Origin of the sequence: Mesorhizobium sp. M0894, from assembly GCF_040319725.1 — a bacterium.
In the GTDB taxonomy this organism is placed as follows: domain Bacteria; phylum Pseudomonadota; class Alphaproteobacteria; order Rhizobiales; family Rhizobiaceae; genus Mesorhizobium.
In genome coordinates, this window is record NZ_JAMYOG010000022.1 from 62,049 (window position 1) to 80,036 (window position 17,988).

22 protein-coding genes and 1 pseudogene are annotated in these 17,988 nt (G+C 63.3%); 11 read left to right on the top strand and 12 right to left on the bottom strand.

Going from position 1 to position 17,988, the window contains the following annotated elements; genetic code table 11:
* Positions 1 to 59: 59 nt before the first annotated feature.
* Positions 60 to 866 carry an undecaprenyl-diphosphate phosphatase gene (locus NKH91_RS28415; RefSeq protein WP_352845479.1) on the top strand — a complete coding sequence of 269 codons (807 nt, stop codon included), beginning with the start codon at positions 60 to 62 and terminating at the stop codon, positions 864 to 866.
* 94 nt (positions 867 to 960) lie between these two features.
* Complete coding sequence (locus NKH91_RS28420; protein ID WP_352845481.1) at positions 961 to 2,187, top strand: flavin-containing monooxygenase; 1,227 nt, start codon at positions 961 to 963, stop codon at positions 2,185 to 2,187.
* A gap of 107 nt (positions 2,188 to 2,294) precedes the next feature.
* Here the strand turns inward: NKH91_RS28420 and NKH91_RS28425 are convergent.
* The 5 genes and pseudogenes from NKH91_RS28425 to rsmI all read right to left on the bottom strand — a co-directional run.
* A pseudogene (locus tag NKH91_RS28425) lies at positions 2,295 to 2,423 on the bottom strand (YraN family protein); the annotation flags it as partial.
* A 100-nt stretch (positions 2,424 to 2,523) separates the two neighbouring features.
* Positions 2,524 to 2,760, bottom strand: coding sequence for a metallothionein (locus tag NKH91_RS28430; RefSeq protein ID WP_023718829.1), 237 nt, complete (start codon positions 2,758 to 2,760; stop codon positions 2,524 to 2,526).
* Between the two features lie 83 nt (positions 2,761 to 2,843).
* Positions 2,844 to 3,881, bottom strand: coding sequence for a complex I NDUFA9 subunit family protein (locus tag NKH91_RS28435; RefSeq protein ID WP_352885420.1), 1,038 nt, complete (start codon positions 3,879 to 3,881; stop codon positions 2,844 to 2,846).
* A gap of 216 nt (positions 3,882 to 4,097) precedes the next feature.
* Positions 4,098 to 4,475, bottom strand: coding sequence for a YraN family protein (locus tag NKH91_RS28440; RefSeq protein ID WP_023718831.1), 378 nt, complete (start codon positions 4,473 to 4,475; stop codon positions 4,098 to 4,100).
* Positions 4,468 to 5,394, bottom strand: coding sequence for a 16S rRNA (cytidine(1402)-2'-O)-methyltransferase (gene rsmI, locus NKH91_RS28445; RefSeq protein WP_352495438.1), 927 nt, complete (start codon positions 5,392 to 5,394; stop codon positions 4,468 to 4,470). Before rsmI ends, NKH91_RS28440 begins: the two co-directional genes overlap by 8 nt.
* Positions 5,395 to 5,569: 175 nt before the next feature.
* On the opposite strand from rsmI, the gene NKH91_RS28450 reads away from it, so the two are divergent.
* The gene (locus NKH91_RS28450; protein WP_023718833.1) at positions 5,570 to 5,752 is read left to right on the top strand and encodes a hypothetical protein; all 183 of its coding nucleotides are present in this window, start codon (positions 5,570 to 5,572) and stop codon (positions 5,750 to 5,752) included.
* 7 nt (positions 5,753 to 5,759) lie between these two features.
* Positions 5,760 to 5,948 carry a hypothetical protein gene (locus NKH91_RS28455; protein WP_023718834.1) on the top strand — a complete coding sequence of 63 codons (189 nt, stop codon included), beginning with the start codon at positions 5,760 to 5,762 and terminating at the stop codon, positions 5,946 to 5,948.
* Positions 5,949 to 6,138: 190 nt separating this feature from the next.
* Here NKH91_RS28455 and NKH91_RS28460 read toward each other — a convergent pair whose 3' ends face one another.
* Genes NKH91_RS28460 through rph form a run of 5 tightly spaced genes read right to left on the bottom strand, consistent with a single transcriptional unit; the run spans position 6,139 to position 9,448 of the window.
* Complete coding sequence (locus NKH91_RS28460; RefSeq protein ID WP_023718835.1) at positions 6,139 to 6,459, bottom strand: low molecular weight protein tyrosine phosphatase family protein; 321 nt, start codon at positions 6,457 to 6,459, stop codon at positions 6,139 to 6,141.
* Positions 6,460 to 6,464: 5 nt separating this feature from the next.
* Entirely contained in the window at positions 6,465 to 7,628 is a 1,164-nt protein-coding gene (gene hemW / locus NKH91_RS28465; protein WP_023718836.1) for a radical SAM family heme chaperone HemW, read from the bottom strand.
* The gene (gene rdgB / locus NKH91_RS28470) at positions 7,625 to 8,287 is read right to left on the bottom strand and encodes an RdgB/HAM1 family non-canonical purine NTP pyrophosphatase (protein WP_352845485.1); all 663 of its coding nucleotides are present in this window, start codon (positions 8,285 to 8,287) and stop codon (positions 7,625 to 7,627) included. Before rdgB ends, hemW begins: the two co-directional genes overlap by 4 nt.
* Positions 8,287 to 8,697, bottom strand: a complete 411-nt coding sequence (locus tag NKH91_RS28475) for a VOC family protein (RefSeq protein ID WP_352845487.1) — start codon at positions 8,695 to 8,697, stop codon at positions 8,287 to 8,289. The genes rdgB and NKH91_RS28475 overlap by 1 nt, the downstream gene beginning before the upstream one ends.
* Positions 8,698 to 8,731: 34 nt before the next feature.
* Positions 8,732 to 9,448: a ribonuclease PH gene (gene rph / locus NKH91_RS28480; protein ID WP_352592295.1), complete on the bottom strand. Its 717-nt coding sequence runs from the start codon at positions 9,446 to 9,448 to the stop codon at positions 8,732 to 8,734.
* A gap of 132 nt (positions 9,449 to 9,580) precedes the next feature.
* Between rph and hrcA the strand changes: the two genes are divergently transcribed.
* The 6 genes from hrcA to NKH91_RS28510 all read left to right on the top strand — a co-directional run bounded on the left by hrcA (position 9,581) and on the right by NKH91_RS28510 (position 15,035).
* Complete coding sequence (gene hrcA, locus NKH91_RS28485) at positions 9,581 to 10,693, top strand: heat-inducible transcriptional repressor HrcA (RefSeq protein WP_352481369.1); 1,113 nt, start codon at positions 9,581 to 9,583, stop codon at positions 10,691 to 10,693.
* Positions 10,694 to 10,726: 33 nt separating this feature from the next.
* Positions 10,727 to 10,924, top strand: a complete 198-nt coding sequence (locus NKH91_RS28490) for a hypothetical protein (protein ID WP_023718841.1) — start codon at positions 10,727 to 10,729, stop codon at positions 10,922 to 10,924.
* Positions 10,925 to 11,025: 101 nt separating this feature from the next.
* Positions 11,026 to 12,378, top strand: a complete 1,353-nt coding sequence (locus NKH91_RS28495; RefSeq protein WP_352845489.1) for a PQQ-dependent sugar dehydrogenase — start codon at positions 11,026 to 11,028, stop codon at positions 12,376 to 12,378.
* Positions 12,379 to 12,465: 87 nt separating this feature from the next.
* Entirely contained in the window at positions 12,466 to 13,083 is a 618-nt protein-coding gene (locus tag NKH91_RS28500; protein WP_352845490.1) for a LysE family translocator, read from the top strand.
* Between the two features lie 164 nt (positions 13,084 to 13,247).
* Positions 13,248 to 14,228, top strand: a complete 981-nt coding sequence (gene cysK, locus NKH91_RS28505; RefSeq protein ID WP_023718844.1) for a cysteine synthase A — start codon at positions 13,248 to 13,250, stop codon at positions 14,226 to 14,228.
* Between the two features lie 183 nt (positions 14,229 to 14,411).
* Positions 14,412 to 15,035 carry a glutathione S-transferase family protein gene (locus NKH91_RS28510; protein ID WP_023718845.1) on the top strand — a complete coding sequence of 208 codons (624 nt, stop codon included), beginning with the start codon at positions 14,412 to 14,414 and terminating at the stop codon, positions 15,033 to 15,035.
* Between the two features lie 15 nt (positions 15,036 to 15,050).
* On the opposite strand, the gene NKH91_RS28515 is transcribed toward NKH91_RS28510, so the two are convergent.
* Complete coding sequence (locus tag NKH91_RS28515) at positions 15,051 to 16,307, bottom strand: RNA polymerase sigma factor (protein WP_352845492.1); 1,257 nt, start codon at positions 16,305 to 16,307, stop codon at positions 15,051 to 15,053.
* Positions 16,307 to 16,660 (bottom strand): YciI family protein, encoded by a 354-nt coding sequence (locus tag NKH91_RS28520; RefSeq protein ID WP_023718846.1) that lies wholly within the window; start codon positions 16,658 to 16,660, stop codon positions 16,307 to 16,309. The genes NKH91_RS28515 and NKH91_RS28520 overlap by 1 nt, the downstream gene beginning before the upstream one ends.
* 259 nt (positions 16,661 to 16,919) lie before the next feature.
* On the opposite strand from NKH91_RS28520, the gene NKH91_RS28525 reads away from it, so the two are divergent.
* Positions 16,920 to 17,879: a TAXI family TRAP transporter solute-binding subunit gene (locus NKH91_RS28525; protein ID WP_352845494.1), complete on the top strand. Its 960-nt coding sequence runs from the start codon at positions 16,920 to 16,922 to the stop codon at positions 17,877 to 17,879.
* The last annotated feature ends 109 nt before the right edge of the window (positions 17,880 to 17,988 follow it).

Consider the following 17,988-nt stretch of genomic DNA (forward strand, 5'->3'; position numbering starts at 1 on the left):
TTCCGCGCCGTGACAAGCAAGCCGTTTTCTCAAGCCCTCCCTCCAACGCCGAGGTTGCCATGGAAAGCCAGACCGTCGTCGAAGCGCTGCTGCTCGGCATGCTCGAGGGCCTGACCGAGTTTATTCCGGTGTCTTCGACCGGTCATATCCTGCTCGCCGGCCATTTCCTCGGCTTTCATTCGACCGGCAAGGCCTTCGAGATCCTGATCCAGCTCGGCGCCATATTGGCGATCCTCAGCGTCTATTTCCGCCGGCTCTGGAAGATGCTGCTCGAACTGCCATACGATCGGCTGACGCGGCATTTCGTCCTTGGCATTCTCATCGCGTTCCTGCCGGCGGCCGTCGTCGGCGCGCTGGCGCATGATTTCATCAAGACGGTGCTGTTCGAATCGCCGCGGCTGATCTGCATCATGCTGATCATCGGCGGCGTCATATTGCTGCTGGTCGATCGCATGAAGCCGAAACCGTATTATCACGATGTCGAGCGGTTCCCGACCAGGCTTTATCTGCAGATCGGGCTGTTTCAGTGCTTGTCGCTGATCCCCGGCACATCGCGCTCGGGCTCGACCATCGTCGGCGCGCTGCTGCTCGGCGTCGACAAACGGGCGGCGGCGGAATTCTCCTTCTTTCTTGCTATCCCGACCATGGTTGGCGCCTTCGCCTTCGACCTGTTCAAGAACCGCAATGTACTGAGCAGTGCCGACCTGCCCATCATCGTCGTCGGCTTCGTTGCCGCCTTCGTCACGGCATTGATCGTCGTGCGCTTCCTGCTCGACTACGTCTCGCGCCACGGCTATGCGCTGTTCGGCTGGTGGCGTCTGGTCGTCGGCATCGTCGGCCTGGCGGGGCTGGCCATCTGGGGGTGAGCCGGCGCGGATAGCGCAATCCCGGCCGGAACTCTATTCTTGCCCCAAACCGCGCCATACGATCTTGTGGACGTATGGTTGGCAGGGGGAATGCATGAGCGAAGTTCTTGACGCCCTCGTTATTGGCGCCGGTCCGGCGGGGCTCGGCGTCAGCTATTTCTTGAAACGGCAGGGCTGTGACCACCGTGTGCTCGATCGAGGCCGGATTGGCGAAACGTGGCGAACGCAGCGATGGAATTCGTTTCGACTGAATTCGCCGACCATTCGCTCCATCTTACCCGGTGATTCCTACGAGGGGCCGGAGCCCTGGGGCGCGATAACCCACCACGAATTTGTCGCGTATCTCGAAGGCTATACCGAGCGGCACCGCCTGCCGGTAAGCACCCAAACTCCTGTTCAAGAGCTGACGAGAGACGATGGGATCTTTCGCGTCACTACGGCGGCTCGTGGCGTGCTTCTGGCGCGCAATGTGGTGATCGCCACCGGCGACCAGAACCGACAGGTCCGGCCACCAGGGTCGGCGGACTTGCCGGCGGCAGTTCGCCAAGTCGATTCTTCGGCTTATCGCAACCCGGCCGAGTTCGAGAATGGCGCGGTGCTGGTGGTCGGCAGCGGGCAGTCGGGCGGCCAGATCGCCGAGGACCTGGCGTTGGCCGGACGTGCGGTCTTTTTGGCGACCAGCCGCAACGGCCGTTGGGTGCGGCGCTACCGCGGGGGCAACATACTTAAATGGCTGACGATGTCCGGTTTTCTCGACGTTCCGCGCAAGGAACTCGTCCTCCCCTCCGGCAAGCTGCAGGCCCGCGCGCTGGTCGGCGCGACCCATACGATCAGCCTGCAATCGCTGAGCGCGCAGGGCGTGGTGCTGCTCGGCCGCTTCAGGGGCGTGGAGAATGGCAACCTCGTCTTCGGCGACGAACTCGACGACCATATGCGATTTGCCGACGAGGTTTCGGCGAATGCCAAGCGCCTGGTTGACGAGTATATCGAGCGCGCCGGCCTCGATGCGCCACCGGCCGAGGACGATCCGGGTGAGGCGATTGAACCGCGCTTGCCCGATCCGCCGATCCGCTCCCTCGACTGGACGGCGAGCAGCATCAGATCGGTGATCTGGTGTACAGGCTTCACCGGCGATTTCTCATGGGTTCGGCTTCCCGGCGCGCTTGATGCAGCCGGCCAGCCCGTCCATGAGGATGGCGTCGGCGCTGTTCCAGGTCTCTTTTTCGCCGGCCTCGATTTCGGATCGACGCGGAAGTCGGGCACCATACCGGCCATTCCAGAGGAGGCGGCCGCCGTCGTGGAGCGACTTGTCCAAGCGTGAGCCGACTTGCCACGGAACGACGCCTAAACGAGCGGTCGAACGCGGGTTGATGAACGTGCAAGAACATGACATCTCTGGCGCGATCAAGACGACGCACGCTGCCTTTTGTCGAAGCGCACCGACAATTTTCCGTAGTCGGATTGGCGCGAAAGCCAGAAATCGGCGGCACCCTCGATGCGCCGCCCCGATTCGCGGCCGACTGCATCCATGGCCTCCATCAGCATGCGGCGGCCTTGACCTCGGCTGGTCGTCGTCGGGCTGACAGCACTGGCGATATGGGGATGAGCCGGCGCAGTCGTTCGGAATGGTCGCCCTGGAGACGCCAAAGGAGGTGTATCAAGGCGCGCGATCGGTCAGCGCGCTCGCACCTTCCTCCGCGGCGCAATGTGCGCAGCAGTAGATGATGTCATCCTGTTCGACGCCATGTCCGATGATCCGGCATCCGCAATGCGGACACGTCGGAGCAAGTTTCTGGACCGCGCATTCGAAGCTGTCGAATGTGTAGGTCTCCTCGGCCATCGTCACTTTGAAAGCCTTGTCGTAGTCATTCCCGCATTGATCGCATCTGGCCATGGTTCTTTTCCTTCTTTCATTGGCTTCAAGCTCGACCAACCTGTCGCGCGGCGATAGGTTCCCGCCAGGATCAGAGGGCCGTCCTAAGGCGGAGACGAGCGCGAGCCTACGCCACGGCGCTGTTCGATCACGCGGATCACCTCGTCGATATCCCGCGGCTCGATGTCGAGTTCCCTCAGGCCCGGCGCGTCGATTGCTGCCACATTATCCTGACGCATAAGATCGATCTGGTTGCGCGTTATGGGGGCAGCCGGGAGGAGTTCCGCGACGCCAGCCAAGGCGTTCCATACAGCAAACGGCACCGGCATCAGCTTTACGTGCGTATCGAGCTGTCGGGCGATCTCCCGAAGCAGTTCCTTATAGGTATAGATACGCGGGCCCCCGAATTCGAATATGGATGAACCCTTGTGGCTTCGCCCGTCGATCAGCCGGCTCACTGCTTCCGCGACGTCGGCCACATAGACCGGCTGAAGCCGTGTGCCACCATCGCCGAACAGCGGATAGACCGGCAGGAGGCGTATCAGCCTCACAATGGTCGTGAGGAAAGCGTCGTCAGGTCCTGTCATGACGGCGGGACGCACAATGAAAGCGCCGGGAAATGCGTTTCCCACGGCAACTTCTCCGCGCCCACGTGCCCTTATATAATTCGAATCCGATTGAGGATCGGAGCCGATCCCTGAAATCTGGACGAACTGATCGATCTCGACCTTGCGCGACACGGCAGCGAGATCGGCCGCGGCTTTCACATGGACGCGTTCAAAGGTCTGGACGCCCTGCTCGACGTAAAGACTGACAGCATTCACGACTGCCTGTGATCCGGTAATGGCCGACCCGATCGAGGACGCATCCAATATATCCGCCTCGACTGCTTCGGGCATCCTTGTAATCGAGGAAAAGACCAAGGCCACGCGAGCCGGATGGCGAGATGCGGCGCGCACCGTGAAACCCCTTTCCAGGAGCCGCGTCACGATCCTGCGCCCGAGAAAGCCAGTTCCGCCGAACACGGTGACGATCCGTTCCTGGTTGAGATCGTCAGGATCCATTTGCCTCGCCATCCCTTGTCCTCGCACGCCTGCCACGAGGACTGCCCTGATCGGCATTTGAACCAGCCCGTCGAACATCAGGACGGTTGGAGAACAACGCAGGAACGCTTTTGTTCCAGTCAGTGCTGGGCGGAGACCAGGTCGACAAACCGATCGATTGAGCGAATCCAGGTGAGCGTCGGCACATGATCCAGGCAGCAAATGGCGCTACTTGCTTGTTCCCATCGACGAGACGACAGGCAATCGAATCTGAACCGGAGATCGCGGCAAAACCGACCCCACTTCGGGAATGACCTAGTTCCCCCCGTAAAAAACGTTCTCGACATGCACCGGCCAGCGCCACGGCAATACCGCCACCATGTCGAAGCGCACCGATAATTTTCCGTAGTCGGATTGGCGCGACAGCCAGAAATCGGCCGCGCCTTCGATGCGGCGCTCCGATTCGCGGCCGACGGCCTCCATCGCCTCGATCAGCGTACGGCGTGCCTTGACCTCGACGATCAGCACCAAATCGCCACGCCGCGCGATCAGGTCGATCTCGCCAAACCTGGTACGGTGGCGGCGGGCAAGAATCCGGTAGCCCTTCAGCATCAGCGCCGCCGCCGCCAGCCATTCACCGTGATGGCCGCGCCGGTAGGCCTTTTGCCGGCTGGCGCTCCGCCGTTCAGCCATCGCGGTCTCCGCCGGCCCCGTCTCTTCCGGCATTCCTGAGGTCGAGCAGCCGTCGGTAGAGCGTCTGTTTTTGGCCACCCGTCATCTTGGCGGCTTCCGCCGCCGCCTTGGAGGCCGGCATCTCGGCCGCCAGCGAAAGCAGCAGCCGGTCGATGTCTTCAGGCTCATCAGCGACCGCATCGGCCGGGCCGACGCAGATGACGATTTCGCCCTTAGGCGTATCGGCTGCCGCGTAATGGCCGGCGAGTGACTGCAGGGTGCCGGTCCGCATCTCCTCGAAAGTCTTGGTCAGCTCGCGGCCGATCGCCGCCTTGCGGGCGCCGCCCAGCACCTCGACCATGGCACTGAGCGTCTCGGCCAGCCGGCGCGGCGATTCGAAGAAGATCAACGTTGCCGGCACCGCCTTCAGCGCTTCCAGCCGCGTCAGCCGCTGGCCGGTCTTCACCGGCAGGAAGCCGGCAAACAGAAAGGCGTCCGAAGGCAGGCCGGATGCCGTCAGAGCGGCAAGTGGCGCCGACGGTCCGGGGATCGGCACGACACGAATGCCGCGTTCCAGCGCCTCGCCAACCAGCCGGTAGCCGGGATCGGAGATGAGCGGTGTGCCGGCATCAGAGATCAGCGCTACGCTCTGCCCGGCCAGCAGTGCCGCGATCAGCTTCGGCCCGGCCTCGGCGGCATTGTGCTCGTGATAGGCGGTGGTGCGGCGGCGGATGCCGTAGCGGTCGAGCAGGACGCGCGAAACACGCGTGTCCTCGCAGGCGACGATATCTGCGGCGGCGAGCGTTTCCAGCGCGCGCAGCGTGATGTCGGCGAGATTGCCGATCGGCGTAGCCACCAGATAGAGCGCCGGCTCGAGCGGCCGGGCGGCGATCTCGGTCTGCCCGACCACATAACTGCGTTTGGCCAATTCGCCGGTCACCTGCACAACTCCGTTCGACCCTGTTTGGCACGGCTCACGCCTGGTTGCAAAAGCCTGGGTTGCAAACGCCCGGTTCCAAACGGGGTCCCGACGTGAACCGGCCGCCATGCCTTTGCCATAGTAGGGAACGAAACCGTTGCCGGCGAATTTTAACCCTGATCTCGGGAGGAGCAGGATGGACAGCCTGACGATACAGGACGTTTTCGAACCCTATTATGCCGGCCGCAAGCGCTTCGCCGCGCCAGGCGACAAGAGCCTGCGTGGCAACGCGGATGGCGAGGCCAGGAAACCGCTCGCACGCCAGCCATTGGCAGAGAGCAAGCCCGTAACCGAAACCGACAGCACGACGGAGCACTGACCGGACGATGCCCAATCGCTTCGATATTTTCATCACCCGTCTCGAAACAAAAAGCGCCCGCGATGGCGCAGCATCACATCCCACAGGCGACCAGCATTCTGCCCCGCGCGACAAGAGCGAGATCAAGCAGACCCGCTCCGGAGAAGCGCATGCCGAGAAGGACCGCGGCAAGCGTCGTTTCAAGCACGACGCTTGATCCTCTTTTCGTCATCCTGGGACGGAGCAAGGAGCGCAGCGACGCGGCGCAGACGCCCGGATCCATGCCGTAATATTCAAGCGTTTCGACAGTTCAGAATTATTCTACCGCAGCATTCTTCGACAAGGGTAGCGGCATGGATCCTCGGGTCAAGCCCGAGGATGACGAAGGCGCAGTAGCGCGACAGCCTTCAGAGATATCGCGATACCTTCACCGCCAGCAACCGGACCAGTTCCGGGTCCATGAATTCATAGTCGTCGGGAATATCGAGGCAGATCACCCGAGCCTTCCTTAGACTGGCCCTGAATTTCTGCTGCAGTTTGCCGCGGTGCGCCTTTTCCATCACGAAGATGATATCGGCCCAGGCGACAAGTTCGTGCGTCAACGGAGTGTCGGCATCGTGATTGGTGCCGGCCGAAGCGACCTCGATGTCCCTGCGACCGGAAAACACCTGCTCCGCCGTCGGGCTGCGCAAGCGATTCTGGCTGCAGACGAAGAGAACGTTCTTCACCGGTACTATCTGGCCAGATCCGCCACGACGGCATCGAGCACGATCATGCCGGCCGGCGTGGCGCGCAGGCGGGCATTGCCGATCGGCGCCACCAGGCCTTCGTCCTGCAGCACCGACAGCCGTGCCGTCGACAGGCCGCGCCCGGAAAACGCCTCGTAGCGGGAAAGGTCGATGCCTTCCGCCAGCCTCAGCCCCATCAGCAGGAACTCGTCGGCTTCTTCCGATCGCGTTAGGATCTCGCCGCCGGTGACGCCATGGCCCTTGGCCTCGACCAGATTGGCCCAGGTCTCCGGCATTTTCTCGGCAATTGTCACCACGCGCCGCCCGCTCTCGACGAAACGGCCATGCGCGCCGGGACCGACGCCGACATATTCGCCATAGCGCCAGTAGGTGAGATTGTGCCGGCTTTCAGCGCCGGGCCTGGCGTGGTTGGAAATCTCGTAGGCCGGCAGTCCGTGCGCGGCGGTGATCTCCTGCGTCAACGCATAGAGATCGGCGGCAACATCGTTGTCTGGAATGATGAATTTCCTTGCTGCATGCAGTGCATGGAACGGCGTGCCTTCCTCGATGGTCAGCTGGTATAGCGACAGATGGTCGGCGGCGTGGCCGATCGCCTGCTCGAGTTCCGTCTGCCACGCTTCAGGCGTCTGGTCCGGCCGCGCGTAGATCAGGTCGAAGGACAACCGTGGGAAAATCTCGCGCGCCAGGCCGATCGCATGCAGGGCCTCATCGACATTGTGCAAACGGCCGAGAAAGCGCAGATCCTTGTCGTTCAGCGCCTGCACGCCAAGCGACACCCGGTTGACGCCCGCCGCGCGATAGCCGCGAAAGCGCTCGGCCTCGACCGAGGAAGGATTGGCCTCCAGCGTCACCTCGATGCCATCTGGTACCGTCCAGTTCTTCGCCACGGCATCCAGCACCGCCGCCACGGTCTGCGGCTTCATCAGCGACGGCGTACCGCCACCGAGAAAGATGCTTGTCACCTCGCGCGGCCCGGTGCGGCCGCGCATGGTCGCCAGCTCGGCCTCGAAGGCGCGCGCAAAACGCTCCTGGTCGACCGGCTGGTGGCGGACATGGCTGTTGAAGTCGCAATAGGGGCACTTGGCCGCGCAGAACGGCCAGTGGATGTAGACGCCGAAACCCGGGCTGCGGTCGAGCAGCATAGTCATGCGGCGGCCAATCGGGCTTGCGCGAATTTCTGGAAGGCGCGGGCGCGGTGCGACAACGCTGTCGGGTGGCCGGGCTTCCAGCCATGTTTTTCCTCAGCGGTCATCTCGCCGAAAGTCTTTTCGAACCCGTTGGGCAAGAACACCGGGTCGTAGCCGAAGCCGAGTTCGCCGCGCGGCGGCCATACCAGCGTACCCTCGACCTCGCCGCGAAAATATTCAGCTTGGCCGTCGGGAAAGGCCAGGCAGATGACCGCGACAAAGCGGCCCTTGCGCTGAGCAGGCGCGATCGCGCCAACTTCCTGCAAGGCCACTTCCGTGCGCTGCATGGCCATGCCGAAGTCGCGGGGGCCGTCCGGCGTCTCGGCCCAGTTGGCAGTGTAGACGCCGGGTGCGCCGTCGAGCGCATCGACACATAGGCCGGAATCGTCCGACAGCGCCGGCAATCCAGTGGCCTTGGCAGCGGCCAAGGCTTTTATGAGGGCGTTCTCCTCGAAAGTGGTGCCGGTCTCGTCCGGTTCCGGCAAGCCGTACTCCTTGGCCGACTTCGCTTCTATGCCGAACGGCGCCATCAGATCGGCGAATTCGCGCAATTTGCCGGCATTGTGGCTTGCGACGACGATCTTATGCCCATCAAGCGAATGAACAGTTGGCGAATGCATCAGATGCCCCAAATTCTTGGCTCGGCGAATTCGATCGAATTGCCCGAGGGGTCGCGAATATAGATCGAGCGGCCGCCTTGCGGCCACTCGAACTCGCTTTCGATGGCGATGCTCTTTGCTTCCAGGTGCGCTTTCCAGCGCACGATCTCGTCGGCGCTTGCGGCGAAACAGAGATGGCCCTCGCCGACCGCGCCATGCGGCGGCACCGGCAGCCTGGCATCGGACGCCGGCGGCACTTTGGTCGCCTCGGCATTGAAGATAAGCAGCACGCCGTCGCCGCAGCGGAAGAAGAGATGCCTGCCGTCGACCCTGCCGAGCGGATCGAGCCCGAGGACGCCCGAATAGAACTGTTCCGCGGCAGCAAGATCCGTCACGTAGAGTGCTGATTCCAGGATTGCGGAAGGGGTCACAGGATTATCAATCCTCATCGTCATAAACTGAAGATCAGTCCACCGCCATCTGCTGCAGGCTGACCAGGCGCTGAATGCCCTTCTTGGCCAGCCCCATCAAGGCCGCGAACTGCTCTTCCGAGAACGGCTCGCCCTCGGCCGTGCCCTGGATCTCGACGATACCGCCCTTGCCGGTCATGACGAAATTGGCGTCGGTGCCGGCCGAGGAATCCTCGACATAGTCAAGGTCGATGACCGGCTGGCCATCATGGATACCGCAGGAGATCGCCGCAACGTGATCCTTCAGCACCTTGCCCAGGCTCGCCATTTGGCGGGCTTCCATCCAGCGCAGGCAATCGTAAAGCGCCACCCAGCCGCCGGTGATCGAAGCGGTGCGCGTGCCGCCATCGGCCTGGATCACGTCGCAGTCGACAGTGATCTGCTGCTCGCCGAGCGCCTGCAGATCGACCACGGCGCGCAGGGAGCGGCCGATCAGCCGCTGGATCTCCAGCGTGCGGCCGCCTTGTTTGCCGGCCGAAGCCTCGCGGCGCATGCGCTCGCCGGTCGAACGCGGCAGCATGCCGTATTCCGCCGTCACCCAGCCCTTACCGGAGTTGCGCATCCAACCCGGCACCTTTTCCTCCAGGCTGGCCGTGCACAGCACATGCGTGTCGCCGAACTTCACCAGGCACGAGCCTTCCGCATGCTTGGATACGCCGCGCTCGAAGGAGATGGGGCGCATTTCGTCGAACTGGCGTTTGGAAGGGCGCATTCAGGCTTCTTTCTTTCTTCGGAATCTTGGCCGGCTTGTAGCCGCACGGGGCGTGAGGCGCAAAGGAAAATGGACCGGTTGCGCCGACGCCGCGGAAGTCTATATCTTCGAGCCGGAGGTTTTTGGCTCGAAATGACCAAGGCAGTCGATCCCGGTTCGCAATCGCACGTGCTCCCGTCGCACGCGCTGCAATCGCCCGCGCTTCAATCGCTCGACATGCGTTCGCGCGACATCTTCCGGCGCATCGTCGATTCTTATCTGAGGGATGGCGAGCCGGTCGGCTCGCGCAGCCTGTCGCGCATCCTGCCGTCGTCGCTGTCACCGGCCACCATCCGCAACGTGATGAGCGACCTCGAGCATCTCGGCCTGATCTATGCGCCGCATATTTCGGCCGGCCGTCTGCCGACCCAGGCCGGCCTGCGCTTCTTCGTCGATGCGTTCATGGAGCTCGGCGACCTCTCCGACGAGGAGCGCCGCACCATCGAGGCGCAGGTGCGCGCCTCCGGCTCGGGCGCGACGCTGGAGCATATGCTGACCGAGGCCAGCCAGATGCTGTCCGGCATGTCGCGCGGCGCCGGCCTTGTGCTCGCCGCCAAGAACGAGGTGGCGCTGAAGCACATCGAATTCATCCAGCTCGAGCCGACCAAGGCGTTGGCCGTGCTGGTCTCGCAGAACGGCGACGTCGAAAATCGCGTCGTCGATCTGCCCGCCGGCATCACCGTCTCGCAATTGCACGAAGCCTCCAATTTCCTCAACGCCCATATTCGCGGCCGCACCCTGGCCGAAGCGCGGGTCGAGATCGCCCGCATCAAGGAAGAGACCAGGGCAGCCCTCGATACGCTTTCACAGGATCTGGTCGAGAAGGGCCTGGCGGTCTGGGCAGGCGCCGAAAGCGGGGTGCCTGGGCGGCTTATCGTGCGCGGCCGCGCCAATCTCCTGGAAAACGTCACTGCCCAGGCCGACATCGAATTGCTGCGGCATCTCTTCGAGGATCTCGAAACCCAGGACGGACTGATCCAGCTCCTCGACCTCGCCGAGGAGGGCCCGGGCGTGCGCATCTTCATCGGTTCGGAAAACAAGCTGTTTTCTCTGTCGGGCTCATCACTGGTGGTGGCACCCTATCGCGACAAGGACGCCCGCGTCGTCGGTGCGCTCGGCGTCATCGGGCCGACGCGGCTGAATTATGCGCGCATAGTACCGATGGTCGACTATACCGCGCAGCTGATTTCGCGCATGCTGCGCTAGGAGCCGCCGCGGCCTGCCGCAAGGAGAAAAAGAATGGCGCTGGAATCGTTCAAGGCCCAGATCAGCCTGCTGCTCGAAGAAATGATCAACCAGCCAGAGGATCAGCACGAGGTGCAAGAGCAGTTGCGCGAGAAGCTGCAAGAGATGCGGGCCATGGGCTTGCCGCTGCCGGCCGATCTGGTCGCGCTGGAAAAGCGCCTCGACGACGATTTCTACGCCGCCGGCAAGTGAATCGGGGTTCGGCTTCAAATCCTCGTGTGCTGGACGGCCGCTTGGAACGACCAATGCCTCATCCCGTTTGCCCTTTTCGAGGCGAATCCCGGAGGACGTTGATGATCCGATCTGGCGGCTTTGCGGCCATTGCCGCTGCTCTCCTTGTTGCGACACCGGCAGCCGCCCAGCAGGCGGATCAGAAGGTGCTCAAAGGCGAAGCCGCTTTTGGCGATTGGCACGCCGACAGGCCTGGCACCCGCCGCCTGATCGGGCCGCAAGACATGCCGCCAGCCGATCCCGCCCAATCCGCGTCGAACGGCGCCGGCGTGGCGGAACGGCCCGAAAGCGCCAAGCCAGATTTGCCGCCGGGCTTTTCGGCCGAACTGATCGCATCCGGCATCGTCAATCCGCGCGTCGTGCGCGTCGCTCCGAATGGCGACCTGTTCGTTGCCAACAGCCATGCCGACCAGATACGTGTCTACCGTCTCGCCGAGGACAGCGCCAAGCCCATCGAGAAAGCGATCTTCGCCAAGGGGCTCAGTTATCCCTACGGCATCGCCTTCTATCCGCCAGGAGACAAGCCGCAATGGGTCTATGTCGCAAACAGCGACAGCATCGTCCGCTTTCCTTATCGCGACGGCGACCTGAAGGCATCCGGCAAACCAGAAACCATTGTCGCGGAAATCCCGTCGGGTGGTCACACGACCCGCGACATCGCCTTCTCGCCGGACGGCAAGACGCTTTATCTGTCGGTTGGCTCCGCGTCGAACGTCGGCGAGGACATGGAGGAGCCGGATGATGGCTTGGACGCCTGGGTGAACTCAAAGCCGCTCGGTGCGGCCTGGGGCTCCGAAGACGGCCGTGCCGATGTGCTCGCCTTCGACCCGGATGGGAAAAATCCCCGAACTGTCGCCACCGGCCTGCGCAACTGTACGGGCATGACCGTGCAGCCCACCACCGGCGCATTGTGGTGCGTCGTCAATGAGCGCGACGAACTCGGCGACAATGTGCCGTTCGAATTTGCAACTGCAGTCAAGGACGGCGGATTCTATGGTTGGCCTTGGTACTACATCGGCAATCACGAGGATCCGCGCCATCAGGGCGAGCGGCCCGACCTCGCCGGCAAGGCCACTGTCCCCGACGTGCTGATGCAGGCGCATTCGGCGCCGATGAACATAGCCTTCTACGACGGCAAGAACTTTCCGGCGGATTATCAGGGTGACGCCTTCGTCACCATGCATGGTTCGTGGAACCGTGGCGCCAGGACCGGCTACAAGGTGGTGAGGCTCAAATTCAGGGATGGCAAGCCGACCGGCGAATATGAGGACTTCATGACCGGCCTCGTTATCTCGAACGACGCCGTCTGGGGCCGCCCGGTCGGTATCGCCATCGCCAAGGACGGCTCGCTGATCGTCACCGAGGACGGCAACGGCACCATCTGGCGCGTTACCTACGAAGACGGCCGCTCTTGAACGGCGGTGTCGCCTGCTGCGCTGGCGCAATCGAATCCGGGCCGAGGGAATTCACCCAACTTCCACATTGTGCGACAAGCGCGAATCATGACGCTCACCGGGTTCCTCGCCTATAGTGCTGCCCTCGGCATCGCCGCAGCCATCCCCGGCCCCGGCGTCACCGCGCTCGTTGCGCGAGCGCTGGGTTCGGGCTTCCGCGCGTCGCTGGCCATGTCCTTCGGGCTGATGCTCGGCGACCTGACCTATCTCACGGCCGTGGTGCTCGGCCTGGCTTTCGTCGCACAGACCTTTGGCATGGTCTTTCTGGTCATCAAATGGCTGGGCGTCGCCTACCTCGCTTTTCTTGGCTGGCGTTTCTGGACGAGCGGCATCACGCCCGAAACGGTGGAGGCGAAGAAAGGCAAGGGCGGGTTGGCATCCAGCTTTGTAGCTGGTCTCGCCGTCACGCTCGGCAATCCGAAGACGATGATCTTCTACCTCGCCATCACCCCGACCATCGTCGATCTGAAGACGATCACGCTGGTCGATTACGGCATCCTTGTCGCGCTCACCATAGCCGTCCTGCTCGTGGTGCTGGTGCCTTATCTGGCGCTCGCGGCCAAGGCGCGCTGGTTCCTGAAGTCGCCGCGGGCGCTGAGGGCACTCAATCGCACCGCCGCCGGTTTCATGATCGGGGCAGCGGCAGCTATCGCCGCCCGCCAATAGACCTCTTTCGCCAAGCCGGCCAGGAATTGTCACACCTTTCCAAGGCGGGGTATTCGGCACGAACTTCACTCGGATATTTTCGATCGACAGCCTATCTTGCGCGGCGGATGGCTCTATCTTATGCCCGCCCGACTCTTGCCGCTTGACCTCTGGGAGGAAAATCAATGAACAAACCCGCCACCCCCACACACGTGCCCGGCCGCGGCCGCATCTATAATTCGATCACCGAGACGATCGGCGACACGCCGTTGGTGCGGCTCGACAAATTCGCCAGGGAGAAGGGTGTCGTCGCCAATCTGCTGGCCAAGCTCGAATTCTTCAACCCGATCGCTTCGGTCAAGGACCGCATCGGCGTGTCGATGATCGAGGCACTGGAGGCTTCTGGGAGGATTACGCCCGGCAAGACCACGCTTATCGAGCCGACCTCGGGCAATACCGGCATCGCGCTCGCCTTTGCCGCCGCCGCCAAAGGCTACAAGCTGATCCTGACGATGCCGGAAACCATGTCGGTCGAGCGCCGCAAAATGCTGGCGCTGCTCGGCGCCGAGCTGGTGCTGACCGAAGGACCGAAAGGCATGAAGGGCGCCATCGCCAAGGCCGACGAGCTGGCCGCGACGCTGCCCGATGCCGTCATTCCGCAACAATTCGAGAACCCGGCCAATCCGGAAATCCATCGCCGCACCACAGCCGAGGAAATCTGGAACGACACCCATGGCGAAGTCGATATCTTCGTTGCCGGCATTGGAACCGGCGGCACCATCACCGGCGTCGGCCAGGTGCTGAAGAAGCGCAAGCCCTCGGTGCATGTCGTCGCCGTCGAGCCGGAGGCCTCGCCGGTACTGTCCGGCGGCCAACCCGGCCCGCACAAGATCCAGGGCATTGGCGCCGGCTTCGCACCAAAAATCCTCGACACGACGATCTACGACGAGATCGTCAAGGTCTCGAACGAGGATTCGGTCGCCAATGCACGGCTCGTCGCCCGTCTCGAAGGTGTACCGGTCGGCATCTCGTCGGGTGCCGCCCTGCAGGCGGCGATCGTCGTCGGCTCGCGGCCGGAGAACAAGGGCAAGAACCTCGTCGTCGTCATCCCCTCCTTCGCCGAGCGCTATCTCTCCACGATCCTATTCGAGGGATTGGGTGCTTAGAGTCTGGACAGGAGTTTTTGGCCGGTTCGTAGCGATCCTTCGCGCTGCCCCTCCGGCATAAAAAGTTCTGTTTCGACGCTTCGGCGTGGACTGCTGAAAAACCACCTGTGGCGGGCGTCGTTCGCTTGAGCGGCGAGTCACTTCCATATCAAATCGTCGCTGCACCGGCAGGTGGAGGACTTCATGTACAAGCTCTATACGCGTGCCAATACCGGCGGCTTTGTCGTCGAGGCGGCGCTTGCTTTAGCGGGAGTGCCTTTCGACCAGATCGATGTTCCAAAAGGCCGACCCAACCAGGCCTTCCTCGACATCAATCCCTTGAACCAGGTCCCGGTCCTGGTCTTGCCGGACGGGCATTCGATGACCGAGTCGGCGGCAATCTGCATCCTGCTCGCCGAACGCTATCCGGAAGCAGCTCTAGCGCCGGCAGCGAACACACCTGACCGTGCCGACTTCCTGCGCTGGATGTTTTTCATGTCCTCCGTCATCTATTCGGCTGACCTGCGGTTCTTCTACGCTCATCGCTACACGACAGATCCCGGCGGCGTGGAAGCCGTCAAACAGGCGGCGGTCTCGGAAATGGATCGCGGCTTCGCCATTCTCGATGCCGCCCTCGAAGGCCGCGACTGGCTGGTCGGCGACCGGCTCTCGCTGGCCGACATCTATCTCGTCATGTTGGTGGCTTGGCATCCCGAGGTCGCGAAGATTCCAACCGCTTGGCCGAACATCGAACGCCTGTGGGCCAATTTGCGGGAACATCGGGTGATAAAGAGGCTGAATGCTTCCCACGACATGTGGCCGGCCTAAGCACTCCGCCTTGTCTCAGTGTCTTTCCGCGCGGTCGAGACCTGCCCGTCGTTCCTGCAGGAACCGGCGCACGGCCGGATCGCGTTCGAGGCCGATAGCCCGGTCATAGGCCTCGCTCGCTTGCGGAACTCTGCCGAGTCTTGCCAGCAGGCCCGCTCGGGCGGCCCAGTAAGGTTGATAGTCATACAGCCGCTTGTCGCCGCTGAGTTGATCAAGGGCGCCCAATCCTGCCGAAGCACCTTCGGCCTCGGCAATCGCCACCGCACGGTTGATCGACACCACCGGCGAGCCGGCAATCACCGACAGCGCGTCGTAGAGCTCCTTGATCGCGACCCAGTCGGTGCCGCCGGTCAGCCGCCTTGTCGCATGGGCTGACTGCACGGCGGCCTCGAGCTGGTAGCGGCCGACCACGCCCTTGGCAGCGGCGCGCCCGAGCAGCATCTCCGCTTCGTCGATCATTGTATCGTCCCACAGTGCAAGATCCTGCTCCGCTAGCGGCACATAGTCGCCTGCCGCATTGCGCCGCGCTGCGCGCCGCGCTTCGGCGAACAGCATCAGCGCCAGCAGGCCGAGTGCTTCCGGCTCATCCGGCATCAGCGAAGCCAGCAGACGACCGAGCCAGACGCCTTCGGTTGCGAGATTGCGCCGCTGCGTTTCGGTACCGGCCGGATCGGACCAGCCTTCGGCAAACGCCGCGTAGATCGCTTCCAGAACGGTGCCCAGCCGCTCGCCGAGTTCGGCCCGCTCCGGTACGCGGAACGGAATGCCGGTCTCGCGGATGCGGGTCTTGGCGCGCACCAGGCGCTGGCTCATCGTGGCCGGCGAGACAAGAAAGGCCGAGGCGATGGTCGCTGCGTCGAAGCCCAGAACCGTCTGCAGGATCAGCGGCGCGCGGACACCGGCCTCGATCGCCGGATGAGCGCAAGCAAACATCAGCCTGAGCCGCTCGTCCGGCAGGTCTTCGTCGGCCATGCGTGCCTCCATCTCCTCCGCGATCAGCCTGAGGTGGTCGCGGCCCGCCTCGCTTGTCAGCCGCCGTCTGAGCGCGTCGACGCGGCGCCGGCGCGCCACCGCCAGCAGCCAGGCTTCCGGCTTGTCGGGCACGCCCGCCTGTGGCCAACGCTCGAGCGCCGCTGCAAAGGCATCGGCCAAGGCGTCCTCGGCAGCGGCCACGTCGCGCGTGCGTGCGGCGAGATAGGCGACCAGCTTGCCGTAGCTTTGCCGGGCGGCCGCTTCCGCCGCCGCCCGTGCGGTGTCGGGCAGTTCAGGCATCACATGGTGAGTTCCCAGATCGGCCGCACCTCTACCGTGCCGGTGCTGGCGCCCGGGCAGCGCGCCGCCCAGGCAATAGCCGCGTCGACGTCCTCCGCTTCGATCATATAGAAACCGGCAAGCTGCTCCTTGGTGTCGGCATAGGGGCCGTCGAGCACGTTGGTCTTGCCATTGGCCATCCGCACCGAGGTAGCGGATTGCGTCGGCTTCAGCCGGTCGCCGGCGAGCCAGGCGCCGGATTTCTTCAACGCTTCGGTGTAGGCGACGTACGCGCTCGACATCTGTGTCACCGCATCTGCCGGCGCCGCTGCCATCCCCGCTTCGTTTCCGTAGATCAAAAGCATATATCGCATGGTCTTCTCCCGTTTCTCGAAGGCCGCATCGTTGCGAGCCGGACTTATGTCGCGCGGCCCTGCCGGATTTCGACAGGTGCTGGAAAAATCTTTCTGCCGCGACGCGACCTCGCGCAAGCGCCAACCTGTTGCGGCATTGCTTAGCCGTTCGTCTAATCGCTGCTATTGCGGGTTGGCATTTCCCGCCCGCTGTCTAAACTCGCTTCGCTTCGTGCCGCAGAGGAGGGCACGGCGGCGAGTTTTTCAGGGAGGAAATCGCATGCTCAATTTCAGGACGAAATTTGTTGCAGCCGGCGCGCTGGCGCTGTCGCTTGGCCTTGGCGCGGTATCGGTCAAGGCACAGGAATTCATCAACGTGCTGACCGGCGGCACGTCGGGCGTCTACTATCCGCTCGGCGTCGCGCTATCGGAGATCTATAGCAAGGGCATCGAAGGCGCGCGCACCCAGGTGCAGGCGACGAAAGCGTCGGTCGAAAACCTCAATCTCTTGCAGCAGGGCAAGGGCGAGATCGCTTTCGCGCTTGGCGATTCCGTCAAGCTGGCCGCCGAGGGCAATACCGAAGCCGGCTTCCCAGGCAAGCTCGACAAGCTGCGCGGCATTGCCGCCATCCATCCCAACTACATCCAGATCGTCGCCAGCAAGGAGTCCGGCATCAAGACGCTCGCCGACCTCAAGGGCAAGAGCCTGTCGGTCGGCGCGCCGGCCTCGGGCACCGAGCTCAACGCCCGCACGATCTTCGCCGCTGCCGGGCTGAAATACGAAGACCTCGGGCGGATCGAATATCTGCCCTTCGCCGAATCGGTGGAGCTGATCAAGAACCGCCAGCTCGACGCCACGCTGCAATCGGCTGGCCTGGGCGTTGCCTCGATCCGCGACCTCGCCACCTCGGTACCGGTCAACATCGTTGCGGTGCCGGCGGAGGACGTCGCCAAGATCGGCTCGCCCTATCTTTCCGTGGTCATCCCGAAAGGCACCTATGAGGGCCAGACCGATGATGTCGCGACCGCCGCCGTCGGTAATTTCCTGATCACCAGCGCCGATGTCTCCGACGAGACCGCCTACCAGATGACCAAGCTGCTGTTCGAGCATCTCGACCAGCTCACCGCTGCCCATGCCGCCGCCAAGGCGATCGACCCGGCCAAGGCGCTCGACGGCATGCCGGTGCCGCTGCATCCAGGCGCCGAGAGGTATTACAAGGAAAAGGGATTGGTGAAGTAAGGCGCCATCCCTCCCCCTTGCGGGCAGGGCTATCGCATATGAGTGATGGCATTGATGAGATAGTCGTCGTTCCAGGCGCATTTCTTGATGCGATGGCTGATGGGAACTT

Bases quoted from the DNA above. Each gene is read 5' to 3' on its own strand.
- NKH91_RS28440 (WP_023718831.1), bottom strand. From the start codon at position 4,475: ATGGCTGAACGGCGGAGCGCCAGCCGGCAAAAGGCCTACCGGCGCGGC.
- NKH91_RS28520 (WP_023718846.1), bottom strand. From the start codon at position 16,660: ATGCGATATATGCTTTTGATCTACGGAAACGAAGCGGGGATGGCAGCG.
- NKH91_RS28415 (WP_352845479.1), top strand. From the start codon at position 60: ATGGAAAGCCAGACCGTCGTCGAAGCGCTGCTGCTCGGCATGCTCGAG.
- hemW (WP_023718836.1), bottom strand. From the start codon at position 7,628: ATGACTATGCTGCTCGACCGCAGCCCGGGTTTCGGCGTCTACATCCAC.
- NKH91_RS28420 (WP_352845481.1), top strand. From the start codon at position 961: ATGAGCGAAGTTCTTGACGCCCTCGTTATTGGCGCCGGTCCGGCGGGG.
- NKH91_RS28450 (WP_023718833.1), top strand. From the start codon at position 5,570: ATGGACAGCCTGACGATACAGGACGTTTTCGAACCCTATTATGCCGGC.
- NKH91_RS28525 (WP_352845494.1), top strand. From the start codon at position 16,920: ATGCTCAATTTCAGGACGAAATTTGTTGCAGCCGGCGCGCTGGCGCTG.
- cysK (WP_023718844.1), top strand. From the start codon at position 13,248: ATGAACAAACCCGCCACCCCCACACACGTGCCCGGCCGCGGCCGCATC.
- NKH91_RS28490 (WP_023718841.1), top strand. From the start codon at position 10,727: ATGGCGCTGGAATCGTTCAAGGCCCAGATCAGCCTGCTGCTCGAAGAA.
- NKH91_RS28455 (WP_023718834.1), top strand. From the start codon at position 5,760: ATGCCCAATCGCTTCGATATTTTCATCACCCGTCTCGAAACAAAAAGC.
- NKH91_RS28495 (WP_352845489.1), top strand. From the start codon at position 11,026: ATGATCCGATCTGGCGGCTTTGCGGCCATTGCCGCTGCTCTCCTTGTT.
- rph (WP_352592295.1), bottom strand. From the start codon at position 9,448: ATGCGCCCTTCCAAACGCCAGTTCGACGAAATGCGCCCCATCTCCTTC.
- NKH91_RS28515 (WP_352845492.1), bottom strand. From the start codon at position 16,307: ATGCCTGAACTGCCCGACACCGCACGGGCGGCGGCGGAAGCGGCCGCC.
- NKH91_RS28430 (WP_023718829.1), bottom strand. From the start codon at position 2,760: ATGGCCAGATGCGATCAATGCGGGAATGACTACGACAAGGCTTTCAAA.
- NKH91_RS28500 (WP_352845490.1), top strand. From the start codon at position 12,466: ATGACGCTCACCGGGTTCCTCGCCTATAGTGCTGCCCTCGGCATCGCC.
- NKH91_RS28435 (WP_352885420.1), bottom strand. From the start codon at position 3,881: ATGTTCGACGGGCTGGTTCAAATGCCGATCAGGGCAGTCCTCGTGGCA.
- NKH91_RS28510 (WP_023718845.1), top strand. From the start codon at position 14,412: ATGTACAAGCTCTATACGCGTGCCAATACCGGCGGCTTTGTCGTCGAG.
- rdgB (WP_352845485.1), bottom strand. From the start codon at position 8,287: ATGCATTCGCCAACTGTTCATTCGCTTGATGGGCATAAGATCGTCGTC.
- hrcA (WP_352481369.1), top strand. From the start codon at position 9,581: ATGACCAAGGCAGTCGATCCCGGTTCGCAATCGCACGTGCTCCCGTCG.